The organism is Dyella sp., from assembly GCF_036384435.1.
Classification (GTDB): domain Bacteria; phylum Pseudomonadota; class Gammaproteobacteria; order Xanthomonadales; family Rhodanobacteraceae; genus GSA-30.
On sequence record NZ_DASVMI010000127.1, the window covers coordinates 1 to 16,534 of the forward strand.

20 protein-coding genes are annotated in these 16,534 nt (G+C 61.8%); 13 read left to right on the forward strand and 7 right to left on the reverse strand.

The window, feature by feature from the left end; translation table 11 throughout:
* The 11 genes from VF436_RS12570 to VF436_RS12620 all read left to right on the forward strand — a co-directional run.
* On the forward strand, window positions 1–453 hold a 453-nt coding region (locus VF436_RS12570), incomplete at its 5' end, for a lysophospholipid acyltransferase family protein (protein WP_330904373.1).
* On the forward strand, window positions 450–719 hold the full coding sequence (locus tag VF436_RS12575; protein WP_330904374.1) for a phosphopantetheine-binding protein: 270 nt from the start codon (window positions 450–452) through the stop codon (window positions 717–719). The genes VF436_RS12570 and VF436_RS12575, both read left to right, overlap by 4 nt.
* Window positions 707–1,255 carry a hypothetical protein gene (locus VF436_RS12580; protein ID WP_330904375.1) on the forward strand — a complete coding sequence of 183 codons (549 nt, stop codon included), beginning with the start codon at window positions 707–709 and terminating at the stop codon, window positions 1,253–1,255. The genes VF436_RS12575 and VF436_RS12580 overlap by 13 nt, the downstream gene beginning before the upstream one ends.
* A complete protein-coding gene (locus VF436_RS12585) occupies window positions 1,252–1,827 on the forward strand; it encodes a hypothetical protein (protein WP_330904376.1) in 576 nt (191 codons plus the stop codon). Before VF436_RS12580 ends, VF436_RS12585 begins: the two co-directional genes overlap by 4 nt.
* The gene (locus tag VF436_RS12590; protein ID WP_330904377.1) at window positions 1,824–2,792 is read left to right on the forward strand and encodes a glycosyl transferase; all 969 of its coding nucleotides are present in this window, start codon (window positions 1,824–1,826) and stop codon (window positions 2,790–2,792) included. Before VF436_RS12585 ends, VF436_RS12590 begins: the two co-directional genes overlap by 4 nt.
* Window positions 2,782–3,225 (forward strand): acyl-CoA thioesterase, encoded by a 444-nt coding sequence (locus VF436_RS12595; protein WP_330904378.1) that lies wholly within the window; start codon window positions 2,782–2,784, stop codon window positions 3,223–3,225. The genes VF436_RS12590 and VF436_RS12595 overlap by 11 nt, the downstream gene beginning before the upstream one ends.
* An 11-nt stretch (window positions 3,226–3,236) precedes the next feature.
* The gene (locus tag VF436_RS12600) at window positions 3,237–3,959 is read left to right on the forward strand and encodes a class I SAM-dependent methyltransferase (RefSeq protein WP_330904379.1); all 723 of its coding nucleotides are present in this window, start codon (window positions 3,237–3,239) and stop codon (window positions 3,957–3,959) included.
* A complete protein-coding gene (locus VF436_RS12605) occupies window positions 3,956–5,140 on the forward strand; it encodes a beta-ketoacyl-[acyl-carrier-protein] synthase family protein (RefSeq protein ID WP_330904380.1) in 1,185 nt (394 codons plus the stop codon). Before VF436_RS12600 ends, VF436_RS12605 begins: the two co-directional genes overlap by 4 nt.
* The gene (locus VF436_RS12610; RefSeq protein WP_330904381.1) at window positions 5,137–5,613 is read left to right on the forward strand and encodes a hotdog family protein; all 477 of its coding nucleotides are present in this window, start codon (window positions 5,137–5,139) and stop codon (window positions 5,611–5,613) included. Before VF436_RS12605 ends, VF436_RS12610 begins: the two co-directional genes overlap by 4 nt.
* Window positions 5,606–6,334: a 3-oxoacyl-ACP reductase FabG gene (gene fabG / locus VF436_RS12615; RefSeq protein ID WP_330904382.1), complete on the forward strand. Its 729-nt coding sequence runs from the start codon at window positions 5,606–5,608 to the stop codon at window positions 6,332–6,334. The genes VF436_RS12610 and fabG overlap by 8 nt, the downstream gene beginning before the upstream one ends.
* Window positions 6,335–6,378: 44 nt before the next feature.
* Window positions 6,379–6,816, forward strand: coding sequence for an excinuclease (locus VF436_RS12620; RefSeq protein ID WP_330904383.1), 438 nt, complete (start codon window positions 6,379–6,381; stop codon window positions 6,814–6,816).
* Window positions 6,817–6,853: 37 nt separating this feature from the next.
* On the opposite strand, the gene VF436_RS12625 is transcribed toward VF436_RS12620, so the two are convergent.
* The 7 genes from VF436_RS12625 to VF436_RS12655 form a co-directional block, all read right to left on the reverse strand.
* A complete protein-coding gene (locus VF436_RS12625; protein ID WP_330904384.1) occupies window positions 6,854–7,726 on the reverse strand; it encodes a cytochrome c oxidase assembly protein in 873 nt (290 codons plus the stop codon).
* 80 nt (window positions 7,727–7,806) lie between these two features.
* Window positions 7,807–9,708 (reverse strand): GldG family protein, encoded by a 1,902-nt coding sequence (locus VF436_RS12630; RefSeq protein ID WP_330904385.1) that lies wholly within the window; start codon window positions 9,706–9,708, stop codon window positions 7,807–7,809.
* A gap of 2 nt (window positions 9,709–9,710) precedes the next feature.
* On the reverse strand, window positions 9,711–10,445 hold the full coding sequence (locus VF436_RS12635) for an ABC transporter permease subunit (protein WP_330904386.1): 735 nt from the start codon (window positions 10,443–10,445) through the stop codon (window positions 9,711–9,713).
* Window positions 10,442–11,380 (reverse strand): ABC transporter ATP-binding protein, encoded by a 939-nt coding sequence (locus VF436_RS12640; protein ID WP_330904387.1) that lies wholly within the window; start codon window positions 11,378–11,380, stop codon window positions 10,442–10,444. The genes VF436_RS12635 and VF436_RS12640 overlap by 4 nt, the downstream gene beginning before the upstream one ends.
* Before the next feature lie 194 nt (window positions 11,381–11,574).
* On the reverse strand, window positions 11,575–12,915 hold the full coding sequence (locus tag VF436_RS12645; protein WP_330904388.1) for a polyketide cyclase: 1,341 nt from the start codon (window positions 12,913–12,915) through the stop codon (window positions 11,575–11,577).
* 269 nt (window positions 12,916–13,184) lie between these two features.
* Complete coding sequence (locus VF436_RS12650) at window positions 13,185–13,826, reverse strand: response regulator transcription factor (protein WP_330904389.1); 642 nt, start codon at window positions 13,824–13,826, stop codon at window positions 13,185–13,187.
* A 114-nt stretch (window positions 13,827–13,940) separates the two neighbouring features.
* A complete protein-coding gene (locus VF436_RS12655; RefSeq protein ID WP_330904390.1) occupies window positions 13,941–15,164 on the reverse strand; it encodes a sensor histidine kinase in 1,224 nt (407 codons plus the stop codon).
* A 206-nt stretch (window positions 15,165–15,370) separates the two neighbouring features.
* On the opposite strand from VF436_RS12655, the gene VF436_RS12660 reads away from it, so the two are divergent.
* Together VF436_RS12660 and minC are read left to right on the forward strand one after the other, a co-directional pair.
* A complete protein-coding gene (locus VF436_RS12660; protein ID WP_330904391.1) occupies window positions 15,371–15,985 on the forward strand; it encodes a GNAT family N-acetyltransferase in 615 nt (204 codons plus the stop codon).
* Window positions 15,982–16,534: septum site-determining protein MinC (minC, locus tag VF436_RS12665; protein ID WP_330904392.1), on the forward strand; the 553-nt coding region annotated here is incomplete at its 3' end. The genes VF436_RS12660 and minC, both read left to right, overlap by 4 nt.

Genomic DNA, 16,534 nt, shown 5'->3' on the forward strand with positions numbered 1-16,534 from the left:
CGCGATGCCAACTGCATCGTCAAGCAGGGGCTGTGGCGCAATCCATGCACGCGCGGGCCGGTTACCACGGCGCAGTACATCAGCAACAACGGCAGCCCGGAAATGCTTGAAGAGGCTGCCCAGGTGTTGCGTGACGGCCAGACGTTGATCGTGTTCCCGGAGGGCACGCGCACCCGGCCCGGTTGTACGCCTGTGTTCCATCGCGGCGCGGCAGCTATCGCCACTCGTGGCGCACGCATCATTACCCCAGTCTTCATCACCGTGCAGCCGACCACGCTGACCAAGGCCGAACCTTGGTACCGCATTCCCGATCGCCGCGTGCAGGTGCACCTGCGCGTGGGCAAAGACATCGTCGTCAGCCACTTCACCGACGACACGCCATCGCCCATCGCCTCGCGCCGCCTCAATGAACACCTGCACGCCATTTATTCGAAGGAGCTTGCACCGCCGTGAACGCATTGCAACTGGAAATTGCCCAATTAATCGTCGAAACCCTCAATCTGGAGGATGTCGACCCGACCACCATTCCCATCGATCAGCCGCTGTTCGGGCAGGGCCTGGGACTGGATTCGGTCGATGCACTGGAACTGGCGCTGGCACTACAGAAGCGCTACGACATCCGCATCGCCTCGGATTCGAAGGATGCGCGCGCGCATTTCGCCACCATCGCCAGCCTGGCCGACTTCGTCGCCTCCCAGCGGAACGCATGCGCAAGCTGACTTCTCTTTTGCTGGTCATCGTTGGCCTGGCGTTTCCCTTTGTCGTCTATTTCGGCATGGACAAGGTCGCACCGCCGGTGTTTGCGATGGTGCTGGGCTCGATCTGGTTGATCCGCGCACCCTGGCTGATCCGCGAACCTGGCGGCTGGTGGATGGTGGTCGTGTCGCTGGCCTATTGCGCGATCCTTGGCTTCAGTGGCGAGTCGGCATTGCTGCGCTGGTATCCAACCCTGATCAGCCTGCTGCTGCTAAGTGCCTTCGGCTTGAGCCTCGTCTATGGGCCGCCACTGGTTGAGCGCATCGCACGCGTGCGCGAACCCGATCTGCCGCCACAGGCGATTCCCTATACGCGCCGTGTCACCCAGGTGTGGGTGGGCTTCTTCATCTTCAACGCCGCGATGTCCGCGGGATTGACGCTATGGGGTCCGTTGAGCTGGTGGACGATCTACAACGGCCTGTTAGTACATTTCATCATCGGCACGCTGCTGGTCGGCGAATTCCTCATGCGCCAACGCATGCGCCGGAGGTTTGCGTGAACGCAGCGCTGCGCCATCACCCATGGCTGTCGCAGGTGTATCTGCGCGACGGTTGTGTGCTGCTGGTGCTCAACGCAGCCGGCGTCGCGGCCTTGCACTCGCATGGCAAAGCCGCCCTGGTGCGGGCCCTGTCATTGCCGTGCCCGGTCCACGCAGTGCGCATGCTCGATGAAACCCAGGCCGCACTCTCGTTCGACGTCGATGCCCTGCTACGGGCGCCGTTATCGCGCGATCCGATCGTGCTGGCCGAGGAAAGCAACGAGCAAGGCATGACGATCCGGTTGCACGTGCCCGTGGACCTGGCACATTTTCCCGGACATTTTGCTGGCGCCCCCGTGGTGCCCGGTGCCGTGCAGGTTGCCTGGGCACTCTCGCTGGCCGCGCCACGCCTGGGCACTGGCGCTGGCTGCCACACCATGGAAGCGCTGAAATTCCAGCAGCTGCTGCGACCGGGAGCGCCAGTCACGCTGACGCTGCGCGCCGATCATGCTCGTGGCAAGCTGCATTTTGCCTATCGCCACGACGAGGCGATCTATTCGTCCGGTCGCCTGGTGTGGAGCGACCAGCCATGAGCCAGACCGGCACCGCCGAGAAGCACTGGTCCACGCACAAGGAGCGCGGCAGTTTCTTCTGGATGCGCCTGACGGCGCATTCGGTGCGGTTGCTGGGTCGCCGCCCGGTGACGCCGGTGCTTTACCTGATCGTGCTGTACTTCTTTCTGTCTGGCCGCAAGGCGCGGCGCAACGTGCGTCAATACCAGCGGTATCTGGCCACCTGGAGCGGCCGCGACGAACTCAAGCCTACGCTCGGCAGCGTCTTCGGCCAATTCATGGCCTATGCGGAAAACCTGCTAGACCGGCTGGACGTCTGGCGCGGCAAGCTTTCGTTCAAGCAAGTGCAACTGGTCGATCCGCACGGCGTACGTGCTCGCCTGCTGCGCAGCCAGCAGGGTGGGCGTGGCGAGATCCTGGTAGTCACGCACCTGGGTAATCTCGACGTGTGCCGCGCCATGGCCGAGCTGGGTGAACAGGTACCGTTGAACGTGCTGGTACACAATCGTCACGTCGCGCATTTCAACAAACTGCTCGATGAAGCAGGCGATCGCAGCATGCGCCTGATCCAGGTCAGCGAGTTGGATACCGCGATGATGATGGACTTGTCGCAACGTGTAGAAGGTGGCGAATGGCTGGCCATTGCCGGCGATCGCGTGCCCTTGCACGATGGTCGCCGCGTGATCGTGGATTTCCTCGGCCATCGCGCGGCTTTTCCGCAAGGTCCCTGGCTGATGGCCGGCATCCTTCGTTGTCCGGTCAACCTGCTTTGCTGCCTCAAGGTGGCCGGTCGCTACCGGATCTATCTCGATCCTTTCGTCGATACACCCGCATGGCCGCGCGGCCAACGCGATGACGTCATCCAGGCATGGGTACAACGCTATGCCGATGCGTTGGCTCAGCGCTGCCTGGAGGCGCCGCGTCAGTGGTTCAATTTCTACGCCTATTGGCAGTTACCCGGGGAAGAAGCCAACGATGCGCACTAATGGCCTCCTGCGTACTACCACGGAAATCGTAGTGCCATTCTTCGACGTCGATTCACTGGATGTGGTCTGGCATGGTCACTACGTAAAATACCTGGAAGTGGCCCGCTGTGCCCTGCTCGATCGCATTGGACACAACTACACGCAGATGAAAGCCGCCGGCTATGCGTGGCCGGTCATTGACCTTCAACTGCGCTATGTACGTGCCGCCCGCTTCGGCCAGCGCATTGCGGTGCATGCCGAACTGGTCGAGTGGGAGAACCGGCTCAAGCTGCATTACCTCATCTGCGATGCCGCCAACGGCGAACGCCTGACTCGCGCCAGCACCATCCAGGTTGCCGTCGACCTTTCCCGTGGCGAGATGCAACTGGTCTCGCCTTCCGTCTTCATCGAAGCCGTCGAGCGCACCCTGGCGCAGACGACCTCTGCCACGTAAGCCGTCTTGCCATGAACTACGCCAGTAGTACCTACGTCGAAGAGACCCGAATCGGCTTCTACTTCCTGCGCAGCCACACCTGGCAGCACCATGTGCTGCGCGTGGCAATCAACGACCTCAAGCGACTGATCGGCGAGCCGCCGCCCCAGGGCGGCATCCTGCTTGATGTCGGTTGCGGCCAGGGCAAATCGTTTCGCCTGCTGCGCCAGGCATTTCAGCCACAACGCATGCTGGGCATTGATGCCGATCCGCGCAGCCTGCAACTGTCGCGCAACGAAGCGGCACGCGAGCAGATCGATGTTGAACTGATTGCTTCGGACTGCGCGCGGATCGAACTGCCCGATGTAAGCGTGGATATCCTGTTCTGCCACCAGACCTTCCATCATCTGGTGGAACAGGACCGGGCGCTGGCCGAATTCTGGCGCGTACTCAAACCCGGCGGCCTGTTGCTGTTCGCCGAATCCACCAAGGCGTATATCGATACCTGGGTGATCCGCTGGTTCTTCCGCCATCCGATGGAAGTACAGAAATCGGCCGATGAATATCTGGCGATGATTCGCGCACAGGGCTTCGAGTTCGAGCCGTGCAACGTGTCGTTCCCCTATCTGTGGTGGAGCCGCTCGAAGGATTTCGGCCTGCTTGAACGCTGGGGCCTGCGTGCACCGCCGCCTCCGGGCCAGCGCGAGGAAACGCTGATCAACGTAGCCGCGCGCAAGCCCCTGGTCGCGTCATGAGCTATCTCAACGCGCTTGGAATCGTGTGTAATCTAGGCAACGGCAAGGCCGCGGTGGCTGAGGCGTTGTTTCGTGGCGATGATAGCCGCTTGCCCGACACCGAGGATTGGGTTCCTGGGCATGCCCTGCCGATGGGCCGTATTGATGGCGAACTGCCGCCGTTACCCGACGAGCTCGCCGTGCGCGACAATCGGAACAACCGCCTGTTGCTGGCGGCTGCGCGGCAGATCGAAATGGACATCCGCGCCGCGATCACACGCTACGGTGCGTCACGCATCGGCGTGGTGATCGGCACCAGCACCACGGCCATCGAGGAAGCCACCGTCGGTGTTGGCGCGTTCCAGCGCGAAGGCATCTGGCCGGCAGGTTATCGCTATTCGCAACAGGAACTGGCCGATCCCGCCGAATGTCTGGCCGAATGGCTGGCGCTGGCTGGTCCGTGCTTCAGCATCTCTACCGCGTGCACATCAGGCGCGCGAGCGCTGATGAGCGCGCAACGGTTGCTGCGTTCGGGCTGGTGCGATGCAGTGATCTGCGGTGGCGTGGACACGCTCGCACGGCTTCCACTCAATGGCTTCTTCGCGTTGGAGGCTACCGATACCCGGCGCTGCAACCCTTTTTCAGCCCATCGCCGTGGCATCAACATAGGTGAGGCTGCCGCGCTGTTCCTGATGACGCGTGAGAATGGACCGGTACAATACCTGGGGGGCGGCGCCAGTTCCGACGCTTATCACATGTCGTCCCCTGAACCCCGGGGCGCCGGGGCGAAGCAGGCGATGCATGCGGCCCTGCGCGAAGCGGGTCTGGATGCCACTCAAATCGACTATGTGAATCTGCACGGCACGGCGACCGAGCACAACGACAGCATGGAAAGTCTGGCCATCCATGACGTCTTCCCTGATGGTGTGCCGTGTTCGTCCACGAAGTCACTGACCGGGCACACTCTGGGCGCGGCCGGTGCACTGGAGGCGGCGTTCTGTTGGCTGGCTCTGAGCGATACCCAGGCACGAAGGCGACTGCCTCCTCATATATGGGATGGCGTGGCGGACCCGGCGCTACCCGCGCTGCTACTGACCGGGCATGGCAGTCATCTACCTGTTGATCGCACGGCGCGCGTGATGAGCAATTCGTTTGCTTTCGGCGGCAACAACGCCTGCGTGATTCTTGGAGATCCGATATGAGGCTCTGGCCGATTGCCGATGTCGTGCCGCATGGCGGTGATATGAGCCTGCTTGACGACATGCTCGAGTTGGATGTCGATCGTATCGTGTGCCAGGCGACCGTGCGTGCCGATGGGTTGTTCAACGATGCCGACGGCCACTTCCCGGCCTGGGCCGGCGTGGAAATGATGGCACAAAGCGTGGCGGCCTGGGCCGGCGCGCATGCACTCAATGAGGCAAGGCCGGTGCGGTTGGGGTTTCTGCTTGGCACACGCCAGTACCAGTGCAATGTCGAGCGCCTTCCCCCGGGCACAATGCTGCGCATCGAAGCGGTGCGCGCCTTCCACGACGACAACGGCATGGGTTCGTTTGCCTGCCGCATCGACGCAGACGGCATGACGGCACAGGCGCGATTGAACGTTTTCAGCCCGCCCGATGCAGACCTCTTTTTCGCGCAGGCTTCGGCGGGCGCCCAAGGAACATCCCATGACTGAGACTGTCCTGGTTACCGGCTCAAGCCGAGGAATCGGTCGAGCCATCGCATTGCGGCTGGCGCGACATGGCTATGACATCGTGCTGCATTGCCGTTCGCGCCGCGACGAGGCAGAAAGCGCGCAGGAAGCCATCCGTGCGCTGGGACGCCAGGCACGTATCCTGCAATTCGACGTTGCCGACCGTGCCGCCACCAAGGCTGCGCTGGAGGCGGATGTAGAAGCCCATGGCGCCTATTACGGTGTTGTCTGCAATGCAGGGCTCACGCGCGACGGCGCCTTTCCGGCACTTTCGGACGACGACTGGGATAGTGTGCTTCGTACCAACCTGGATGGCTTCTACAACGTGCTGCATCCGCTCGTCATGCCAATGATCCGTCGCCGGGCTGCCGGGCGCATCGTGTGCATAACGTCCGTCTCGGGCATTATCGGTAACCGTGGCCAAGTCAACTATAGCGCCTCCAAGGCCGGCGTGATCGGTGCGGCCAAAGCGCTGGCGGTGGAGTTGGCCAAGCGCAAGATCACCGTCAATTGCGTCGCACCCGGCTTGATCGACACCGACATGCTCAATGAGGATGTTCCGGTGGAGGAAATCCTCAAGGCCATTCCCATGCAGCGCGCTGGCGAAGCTGGCGAGGTCGCCGCTGCCGTGCAATTCCTGCTTAGCCCCGATGCCGCTTACATCACCCGCCAGGTATTGGCGGTCAATGGTGGGTTGTGCTGAACCTGCCTATGTGCGTCTTCCCAACCGTTAGGAGATCTACCTGCATGAAAGCTACTTATCTCATCGCCGCTGTGCTTTTTGCCCTACCCGCCGTCAGCATGGCTGCCGACAAGGTCGTGCACCTGCCGTTTCAAGCTGCCGTGGATCAAGGAACTAAGGATGGCAAGCTTGACGGCTCGGTGAAGTTCTACCTGGCAGGCAACAAGCCTTCGGGCAAGATGGCCATCGTCAACGACAACGTGACGATCAGCCGCAAGACCAATGCTTTTGCCAAGTCCGACGAAGCGACCTGCCATCGTGTGATGGAGTCGGTGCTGATCGCGCTACAAGACGATGCCAAGCGTGCCGGTGCCAATGCCGTGGTCGATATCGTCAGCAACTACAACGACCAGGTCTTCAGCGATCCGACCAACTACGAGTGCCACAAGGGCTTCCTGATGTCCGGCGTGGCCGTAAAGGCCAAGTTCGCCAAAGTGCATTGATCGGCAATACCTCGCCCACGCCTCAGGGGCAAGGTGTTCAAGGCCGTACCGGCGCGTTGCCGGTGCGGCGCGCCACAAGGACACGTGGTTTGCGACGAATCCGTCCCCTGCGTGACAACTGCAGCCATTGGCGCAAGGCCAGCAGGCCTCCAATGCTTTCGATGATCGCCGCCGGCACCCACATGATCACGCCACCCACCAGTTGGCCGGTCAGCACATTGAATGTGAAAGCGCGCCCACACAGCTCGAAGATCGGATAAAGATCGCTCTTGGAAAACGTGACGATCGCACCAGCCAGGATCTGCGGACTCATGGTGATACCGGGTGACAACACGCGAACTCCAGCCACCATGCGACCGGGAGGATGCGGACGATGATCGAGCACCAGCCACCAGTAGATGAATCCGCTGATGATCATGGACCAGTTCATGAAGCGATAAATGCGCCAGTCCAGCATAGCCAGCGTCTGCATGGCGGGAATCAGCCATACGATGATGAAGGCTACAAACAGGATGGTAGCCACCGCAGGATTGAGGAACACCGCACTGAACAAGCGCCAGGGCCATGAGCGCAATATCGGCCGCAACAAGCCGACGCGCCAACGCAACGGCAGGCCGGCGCGAAGCGCCGGTCCCGGATAGGACGCCACTACCAGCAGAGGCGCAAGATGATGCAGCAACACCTGCTGGATCCGGTGCATGAAGAATTCATGCTCGGCAAAATAATCCAGATAGGTGTGCAGCGACAGGTAGATGATCGCCATGCCGGTCCAGAAGGCGATCCGCCGCCCCAGACTGACCGGAACACGCCGGCACCCGCGCACGTACAGCACGCAAGACACCAGGAAAGTCAGCAGGAAGACCCAGGAAAATTCCCAGGGCACAACCCACTTGAGCAGAGTGGAAAGCATCGTGATTCAGCCCCGGCGCGAATGACGGCGCAGCATAGCCACAGGTGCGGCGCAACATGCCTGTGGCAGATTGACGCCGATCATGTCGCCCTGCGGCGATTGCGTCGCGAACGACGCCAACCCAGCACCAGGCCGAATACGGCAATCAAGCCGGGCACGAGCACGATGTTGATGAATTTCAGGCGCCAGCCCAATGCGTCGATCTCGGCATTGAGCTGGTGTTGTACGTCGCGCAATGCCTTGTTGATCGCAAGCTGGCGTTGCAGGAACTGCTCCATTTCGGCTTTTTGCTGAGTATTACCGTTATCGGTGGTGTGTCCGTTCTTGGTCGGCTGCAGTTCGGACAGGCGGCTGCGGGTCTCGGCCAACTCGCGTTGCAACTCCAGTTTCTTGGCGAGGAATTTCTGGTCGGCCGCATTCTGCAGTGCCTGTACCTTGGTGAAGGGTCGCTGCGACGTGGCACGACCACGAATAGATAGCAGCGCCGAGGATCCGCTCAGGTTGTCGATGATGTTAGTGATGAAGTCGCCATTGTTGGCGACTGCGCTCAATTGGGTCTGGCCCAGCAGGTTCTGTGCATAGGAAACCCACAGCCGATCGGTCAACAGGTCGGTGTCGGCCACCAGGATCACCTCGGCATTGTCGCCTGAGGTGGCCAGGTGCCCCTTGGCCTTGGCACGCTCGGGGAAGGCGCTGCGAAACGTGCCGTCCAACCTGGCGGCAATCACGTAATGCGTATTGTCCGGCTTGTAATTGTCCAGCAACGTGGCCGGGTCGCGAGTCGATTCGCGCACGCGCTGCGCCGGCACCAGTTCGGCGTCGTTGGTGCTTTGCAGAAGCGGAATCAGGCGAGCATGGGCGTCGGGGGCCAGGTCAAAGAAACCGGCGCTGGCGGCGTTGATGCGTTGCAGGCTGACCGTGACCACATCATCGTGGTTGAGTTCTTGTCCGGTCAGGCCAAGCATCGCCGGATGATTGAGCGCACTGCTGTCGGACAACTCGATACGCAAGGCGCGCGAGCGATCGAGAATGATCTTCTGCGAGTCGTACTGCACCCCCCAGGCCTTGAACAGGCGCGGCAGGTCCGAGTTGTGGTCATCCATCACGCCGTTGCTATCCACGAACGGCGTGTTATCCAGTTCGGCATCCGGATCTACGAAGACCACCAGATGACCACCGCGCAGCACGTACTGATCGATCGCATACTGCGCATCGTCGGAAAGGTGCTTGGGATGGATCAACAACAGCACTTTGATATCGTCGCCTACATGCTGGAGATGCGTAGGGTCGATGGTGCGGACATCGAACAACTGGCCGATCTGTGCCATGACCGTCCATGGCTGCTCGCCGATCAACAGATTGCCCTGCACCGGCAGGCTGCTGATCACGCCAATATGCGGCTTGGTCGGCTGGTTGAGCTCATAGATCAGCTTGGCGATGTCGTATTCGAGAAATGTCTCGCGCGAAGGATCGAATACGGGGATGGCCAATGTCTTGCCGCCGGCCCTGGGATCGCCATCGGCGTCCGCATCCGCACCAGGTGCCAGCGTGCTGCCGACCAGGCCGAAGAACACCCGCTCTCCATGGGTGCCGACGTTGATAGGGCTCAGGCCATAGCCCTCGGCGCTGGCTTCCTCATCCGAATAGGGCACTGGATCGACAATTTGCAGATGCAGCCGGCCATGCGAGCGCGCCACCATCTCCTGCAACATCTCGCGCACACGCTGCTCGTAGCTGCGTAGTTGCGGCGAGTCGGCGGTGGCGTGATCTGAGAAATACAGTGTCAGGCGCAGGGGTGCATGCAGCCCTTCGACGATCTGCTCGGTGCCATGCGTGAGCGTGTAGAGCTTGTCCGAGGTCAGATCGAGGCGGTCGGCACGCATCCAGCGACTGCCCGCCAGCGCCAGGCCCACATAGACAAGCACCAGCAGTGCCAGAGAAGCGCTGAGGATGGTACGTCGGGAAAAGCGATGGCGCAGCATCGTCAGGATGTCCGCTTCAGGTCGAGCACGAGCACCCCGGCCACGAGCCACGCGACAATGCTCAGCACAAAGTAGAACAAGTCACGCACATCGAGCACGCCACGCGAGATCGCCTCGAAATGCCGCAGCATGCTCAGGTGCGCCACGCCATTGATCAACTTGCGCGGCAGGGTGCCTTGCAGGAAGTCGAGCACCTGCGGCTGGCCGGCCAGGATCAGCATGAAACACACCACGACGGTGAGGATAAAGGCCACCACCTGGCTGCGCGTCAGTGCGGAAAGACAGGCACCGATAGCCAGCAATGCCCCGGCCATCAGCCAGCTACCGAAATAGCCAGCGACGATCACGCCATTGTCGGGCGAACCCAGGTAGTTGACGGTAATCCAGATCGGAAAGGTCAACAGCAACGCCATGCCGATGAACACCCACGCAGCCAGGAACTTGCCGAGCATCGCCTGCACCAGCGTCACCGGCAGGGTCAGCAGCAATTCCAACGTGCCGCCCTTGGCCTCCTCAGCCCACATGCGCATCGACAATGCCGGCGCAAGAATCAGGTACAGCCATGGATGCATGGCAAAGAACGGTTGCAGGTCGGCCTGGCCGCGCTCGTAGAAGTCGCCGCTGTAGAAGGTAAGCAAACCTGCCAGTACCAGGAACATCACCAGAAATACATACGCCATCGGCGTGACGAAATAACTGCGCAATTCACGTCGCGCCACCGCGCTGATCGGACTCATGCGCGCGCTCCCGTGGACTGGCCGGTAGTAATGTGCCGGAACACTTCATCCAGGCGCCCGCGTTCAAGCTGAATTTCCGACACTTCAAGGCCCTGCTGGCGCAGCAGGGTTTCCACGGCTTCGAGAATGCGTTCGCCGTGCTTGGGAAATACCGTGATGCGTCCGTCCAGCGGGTCCACCTCGATCGCCGATACCTGCGGCAGGCGGCCAAGCATCTCCTGGGACACTCCGCTGCCGGGCGCGCTGAAGGACACCGCGCCGTGGTAGCGCGAGCGCTCTTCCAATTCGGCCGGGGTGGCATCGGCCAGTAAACGGCCGCCAGCAATGATCACCACGCGATTGCACAAGGCATGCACTTCCTCAAGCAGATGCGTGGAAATGAGGATGGTGCGCTCGCGCGCCATCGTATCGATGAGCTGGCGCACGGTATGCTTCTGGTTGGGGTCCAGGCCATCGGTCGGCTCATCGAGCATGAGCACCGGCGGATCGTGGATGATCGCCTGCGCAAGACCAACACGGCGCCGCAGGCCTTTGGACAGGTTGTCGATGCAGGTATCGAGCACGTCTTCCAATTGCAGGTGACTGACCACGTCGCCAAACCGACGGTAGCCGTTATCGGCACTCATGCCACGGATGCGAATGATGAACGTGAGGAATTCACGCACCGTCATTTCGCCATAGCTGGGGGCGCCTTCCGGCAGATAGCCCAAGGCGCGGCGCGCCTTGACCGGATCTTTCACCACATCATGACCGCATACGCGTGCGGTACCCGATGTCGGGGTCAGAAAGCCGCCAATCATGCGCATCACCGTGGACTTGCCCGCGCCATTGGGGCCGAGCAGGCCAAGCACCTGGCCCGGCTCGGCGCGAATGGATAACGCGTCGACCGCGGTGAGGTTGCCGTAGCGTCGCGTGAGTTTGTCGGTTTCGATCATATCCGTGCGGAATGAAGAGCTTTACGGCGCGAGGATCGCTACCGTTATGCAATGTACCGCAAGCCGTGGAGAAAGTTCGCCTTCGCGAGCACGGCCCGGAGCGATGACGCGCCAACCTCGCTTACCGGCCTGGGAAAAAGAAAAGGCCCTTCCCGGAGGAAGGGCCTTTTTAAGATGCCTTGGATGAAAACCGCTTACTTGGCCGTGGCAGCCGTACTGGCCGGAGCCGGCGCGGTACCGGACGAAGCCGGTGCGTCATCGAGGGTTTCCGGCTTCATGCCGGCTTCCTGTTCCGGCGTCTGGTCCGGGCCATTGGTGATCGGCAGGTAGACCATGTAGAGCGCGTAGCTGGTGACGTCGTCACCCTTCTTCTCTTCCGGCTTGGCAATCACGTCATACGAAGGCGAGGTGACCTCGTCGAACTTGTAGCCGTGCGTCTGCGCGTAGGCCTTGAGCATTTCACGGGTCGCGGCCACACCGCCGAATTCGCCGTTCCACTGACCGCGCAGGGTCTGGCTCCCGCCAGCCAGTTCGGCACGGACATTGCCGTCCACGACGAGGCGATTGAAGCGATCAAGGCTGCCGGGCGCCAGGGCGGCGTCGGCCGGGGCAGCGGCAGTACCGCTGCTGGCGGGGGCGGCGGCATCTGCCAGGGACGGCGGCTTGGGTGCGGTCAGGTCATGACTCTGACCGCCCACGTTCAAGCTGCTGGCGCTGATCGGCAGGGCCACATCGAAGTTATACGTCTGGTCACCGTAATTGGTGGTAATCAGGATGCGCGGGCCAACCACGTTGACATTGAGCTTCTTGGCTGCGGCCTGGAGCTGGCTGATGGCCTTGTCCTCAGCGTCTTTGCGGGCATCGCCACCACCCTTGCGATCGGCGGAAGTCGACACCAGCAGCACCGGCACCGGCTTGGTCTGCTCGATGGCTGGAATCAGCTTGGTGTAGTCGCTGCCAGACACCTGCGCCAGCACGTTCTGCAGGTTATTCATGGTGAACTGGATAAAGGCATCCGGATCGCCATGGATGTAGAGGTTCGAATAGCGATCGATCAGATTCGCACCGTAGGCCACGTCATACGACCAGGTGATCTTCGTCAACTGGTTGCGCGTGCCCTGGCGATCGAGCTGCAACGTGAAGTGCTTGTCCTTGCCGCGCCAGTTGCTGTCCAGATTCCAGACGATCTTGGCTGACTTGACGGTGAGGTCGACCTTGTCGAAGGTCGGATCGTTACTGGCGATCGTGAGCTTGCCGCTGCCGACCTTGTCGTCTTCGCTGGTCCAGCTCACCTCGGCACCCGGGCCATAAGCCTTGCCACTGAAGTCGTATTTGGTATTGCGGTCGTACTGGCGCTGCACGGAGTAATCCGGGAAGCGACGGAAGTTGTTCAGCACGTCGTACACCTGACGCATGTCCTTGCCGACGACGAGCGACCGTTCCACGTGGCCACTGCTGGGCATGATAAAGCCCACCACCACGCCCACGACGGCGACGATGATACAGGCAACAATAAATTCAAGAACACGCATCATTCCAGGGTTCTCCGAACATCTCTCTAGGCGGCTCAAAAAGCGTCGCGGGGGACCCGGGGATCCGTCACGGTATTTCCCCTAAGAAATCAAGTCGTGACGGGGGTCGGCCAGCGCCGAAGCCCTTGATGGTACTTGCTTGCGATCGGGAACGCTATTGGGTCGAGATCACAGATGTATCGGATTATCTGTGCTGCGTCGCGCCATTTCGGCGACTGCCGCTTGACAGCGGACAGACCAGGCCTCCGGAGAAGCACCGGAGGCCTGCTTTTTCAGACGATGCCCAGTTCCAGCGCCTTAAGCACCGCACGCGTGCGATCACGCACGCCCAGCTTGGAAAGAATATTGGACACGTGGTTCTTGACCGTGCCCTCGGCCACCTTGAGTGAATTGGCGATTTCCTTGTTGCTGTAGCCGCCAGAGAGCAGCCGCAGGATCTCGGTTTCGCGCTCGGTCAACGGATCGGGCTGTTCCAGGCTGGTAAACTGGTTCTGCATGCGCCCTACCCCGGCCAACAGGCGCTGGGTCACCATCGGGGCCACCAGCGAGCCGCCGGCGGCAACGGTGCGCACGGCCTCGACCAGCTGTTCGAGCGAGACATCCTTGAGCAGGTAGCCACGAGCGCCGGCCTTGAGACCTTGCAGCACCAACTGGTCGTCGTCGAAGGTGGTCAGAATGATGGTCGGCGGCAGTTCGTTGCGCACCGACAGGGCCTGCAAGACTTCCAGGCCGCTCATATTAGGCATGCGCAGGTCCAGGAGGACCACATCGGGCTTGACGCGTGGAATGTCCTGCACGGCTTGCGCGCCGTCGGCGCATTCGGCTACCACCCGGATATCTTCGGCCAGATCAAGCAGGGAGCGAACGCCCTGACGGACTAGATTCTGGTCGTCAACGAGACAAACGGAAATCATCGCGGATCCTCAAAACGTAAATAGCCCTCGGCCTCAAGAAGGCCGACAGTGAGAACGATGCTGCATCCGGGTCGTACATTCTTACACGACATGGCCCCTCCTGGGATGACCTCGTCACGATGGCACCGAAAGGGCGGGTGGCTCGAACCTGGCCGGAGCATGAGCCAGGGCCTGCACCTCGCCAAGCGGAAGGCGGATGGTCAGGGCAAAACCTTCGGTCAACCCGAGCCCGTCGACCGAGACGCTGCCACCGAACTCGGCCAGGCGCTCGCGCATGCCCGACATGCCGTTGCCCGGCTTGAACTGGGGCGCACCACGGCCGTCGTCTCGCGCATACAGGCCCAGCAGGTCAGCTTCGGCGTAGGCAAAATTGAGCCAGAGATTGCGCGCGCCGGCATGCCGGGCCGTATTGGTGATGATCTCCTGGGCGCAACGCAGCAATACTTGGGCTCGGCGAGGGTCTTCGACGCTGAAGCGCGGCGGCATCTCTACATGAACCTTCAGCCCAGGCACGCCCTCGATCAGGCTGCGCAATGCCTGGGTCAGGTCGATCGCATCGTCCTGGCGCAGTTCGCTGACCGCTTCGCGCACGTCCGACAACAGGTGTTTGGCCGTGGCCTGCGCCTTGCGCACATGATCGGCGGCCTCCGGATTGCTCAAATGGCTGGCCACTTCGAGATTGAGGGTCAACGCGGTCAGGTGATGGCCGATCAGGTCATGCAATTCGCGCGCGATGCGCATGCGCTCGGCGATGCGCGTGGATTCGGCCAGCAAGGCCCGCGTCGCGCGCAGCTCGGAGTTGAGTCGCCGCTGCACCTCGCGTTCCTCGACCTGCTGGCTGGCCACGGCCGAGGTGAAGAAGGTCAGCGCCGAAAGACCCATGTACATGCATACTTGCAAGATGGCATTGGTCCAGGTCCAGCCCTGGTAGTTGGCTATGATGGGGATCAGCAGCAGCAACTGCGCCAGCATCCACAGCAGACCAGCCACCATCGGCAGTTGCCACGGCAGCACCATGGCAATGACCATCATCAGCATGGCCGATAAGCCGCTCTGGCTGAACCAGCCCACGCCGATCGCCGATACTGTCAGCAGTACCACGCTGACCAGCTTGACCACGCGCAGGCGTGACTCCTGACGGGTGGTCAGCAGCAGGTAGTTAGCGCCAAACACCAGGTAACTGATGACCCAGCCCATGATGACCGGGCTCTTGCTCCACCAGGCATTGACCTGCGCCAGGCTCCAGCTGCTCTGCACTAGCGGCACCCCCACGCAGAGGTAGCAGAAAAGACCGATATAGCGCAGCACGCGCTGATGATTGAATGAATGCCATGGCATGGGTCGCATCATCGGCGCCGGCGCGGCGTGGTGCAATGCGTGAGAAGTCATTGCCCAGGCGCCCTCAGCCCCCTGCGCTCCGGCACTTTACAAACGTTTTACATGGTGCATCGTGATATGTCTGCTACCACCGGCCATGTCATAATGCCGCCTTACGCGGGTTGGTCAGACCCGCCCGGAACCACCCTGAGATCGTGGAGCAACGCATGGCCCTAGCCATCCGTGACGTGCGCGAGCACGACCTGGATGCCGTACTGGCGCTCAACAACACCGCCGGCCGCTCCATCCTCACCCTGGACGTCCCAAGGCTGCGCTTCTTCTACGAGCACGCCGACTATTTCCGCGTGGCCGAGATTGACGGACACCTGGCCGGCTTCCTGATAGCCTTGCGCGAGGGTCGCCCCTACGACAGCCCCAACTATGTATGGTTTGGCGAGCACTACCAGCAATTTGCATACATCGATCGCATCGTCATTGCCAACGCATACCGCCGCCACGGCCTGGGCCGCATCTTCTATTGCGACGTGAACAGCTACGCCGAGGTTCGCGTGCCGTTGCTGACCTGCGAGGTATTTCTGGAGCCCCGCGACGATGTGGTGGTACTGTTCCACGGCACCTATGGCTTCCAGGAAGTAGGCCAGCAACGCATGGGTAACGAGGGACCGCAGGTCAGTCTCCTGGCCAAGGACCTGCCCAGTTATGCTTACGTGCGCGAGACCTACCTTGAACGTGGCGGCCTGCCGGACGTTCCCTGGCTGGCCGAGCGAGAACATCTCAACTCCGATACGCCGCGCCGCCTTGCTGGCGAGCGGCGGCCATGACGGTACGAATGGATACAGCTACTTCCGACGCCTGTGACCTGCGCTTTGGCCAGGTAGGCATCGCCAATGTCCGCATCAAGCGCGTGGACGCCGCTGCCCTGTGCGATGAACTCGAGCGCCGTGTGCGTACGGCACCGCAACTGTTCTCCCGCGCCGCAGTGGTGCTGGATCTGAGCCACCTGCTCGACCTGCCCGATGACGGCACCGTCGACGCCCTGCTGGAGGCCATACGCAGCGCCGGCATGCTGCCGGTGGGGCTGGCCTATGGCACCAGCGAGACCGAAGCGCTCTCCAAACGCATGGGTTTGCCGCTGATCGCCAAGTTCCGTGCGGCCTATGAACCGGCTGATGGCGGAAGCATCGCCCCGCCCGCTCCCACCGCCGCGCCTGCGCCTGCCCCGCAGCGTGCCGCCGCGCCCCAGCCGGTCATCGAGACAGGCCCCGTGCTTGGTGCGCAGACTCACGATGGCGCCGTGCGTTCGGGTCAGCAGATCTATGCCCGCGACCGCGACCTGGTGGTCATGGGCGCCATCGCCAACGGAGCCGAGG

What these genes read in the sequence shown, in the direction of transcription:
- VF436_RS12580 (WP_330904375.1), top strand. Translation starts at nt 707, where the DNA reads ATGCGCAAGCTGACTTCTCTTTTGCTGGTCATCGTTGGCCTGGCGTTT.
- VF436_RS12590 (WP_330904377.1), top strand. Translation starts at nt 1,824, where the DNA reads ATGAGCCAGACCGGCACCGCCGAGAAGCACTGGTCCACGCACAAGGAG.
- VF436_RS12595 (WP_330904378.1), top strand. Translation starts at nt 2,782, where the DNA reads ATGCGCACTAATGGCCTCCTGCGTACTACCACGGAAATCGTAGTGCCA.
- VF436_RS12600 (WP_330904379.1), top strand. Translation starts at nt 3,237, where the DNA reads ATGAACTACGCCAGTAGTACCTACGTCGAAGAGACCCGAATCGGCTTC.
- VF436_RS12605 (WP_330904380.1), top strand. Translation starts at nt 3,956, where the DNA reads ATGAGCTATCTCAACGCGCTTGGAATCGTGTGTAATCTAGGCAACGGC.
- VF436_RS12610 (WP_330904381.1), top strand. Translation starts at nt 5,137, where the DNA reads ATGAGGCTCTGGCCGATTGCCGATGTCGTGCCGCATGGCGGTGATATG.
- fabG (WP_330904382.1), top strand. Translation starts at nt 5,606, where the DNA reads ATGACTGAGACTGTCCTGGTTACCGGCTCAAGCCGAGGAATCGGTCGA.
- VF436_RS12620 (WP_330904383.1), top strand. Translation starts at nt 6,379, where the DNA reads ATGAAAGCTACTTATCTCATCGCCGCTGTGCTTTTTGCCCTACCCGCC.
- VF436_RS12625 (WP_330904384.1), bottom strand. Translation starts at nt 7,726, where the DNA reads ATGCTTTCCACTCTGCTCAAGTGGGTTGTGCCCTGGGAATTTTCCTGG.
- VF436_RS12630 (WP_330904385.1), bottom strand. Translation starts at nt 9,708, where the DNA reads ATGCTGCGCCATCGCTTTTCCCGACGTACCATCCTCAGCGCTTCTCTG.
- VF436_RS12635 (WP_330904386.1), bottom strand. Translation starts at nt 10,445, where the DNA reads ATGAGTCCGATCAGCGCGGTGGCGCGACGTGAATTGCGCAGTTATTTC.
- VF436_RS12640 (WP_330904387.1), bottom strand. Translation starts at nt 11,380, where the DNA reads ATGATCGAAACCGACAAACTCACGCGACGCTACGGCAACCTCACCGCG.
- VF436_RS12645 (WP_330904388.1), bottom strand. Translation starts at nt 12,915, where the DNA reads ATGATGCGTGTTCTTGAATTTATTGTTGCCTGTATCATCGTCGCCGTC.
- VF436_RS12650 (WP_330904389.1), bottom strand. Translation starts at nt 13,826, where the DNA reads ATGATTTCCGTTTGTCTCGTTGACGACCAGAATCTAGTCCGTCAGGGC.
- VF436_RS12655 (WP_330904390.1), bottom strand. Translation starts at nt 15,164, where the DNA reads ATGCCATGGCATTCATTCAATCATCAGCGCGTGCTGCGCTATATCGGT.
- VF436_RS12660 (WP_330904391.1), top strand. Translation starts at nt 15,371, where the DNA reads ATGGCCCTAGCCATCCGTGACGTGCGCGAGCACGACCTGGATGCCGTA.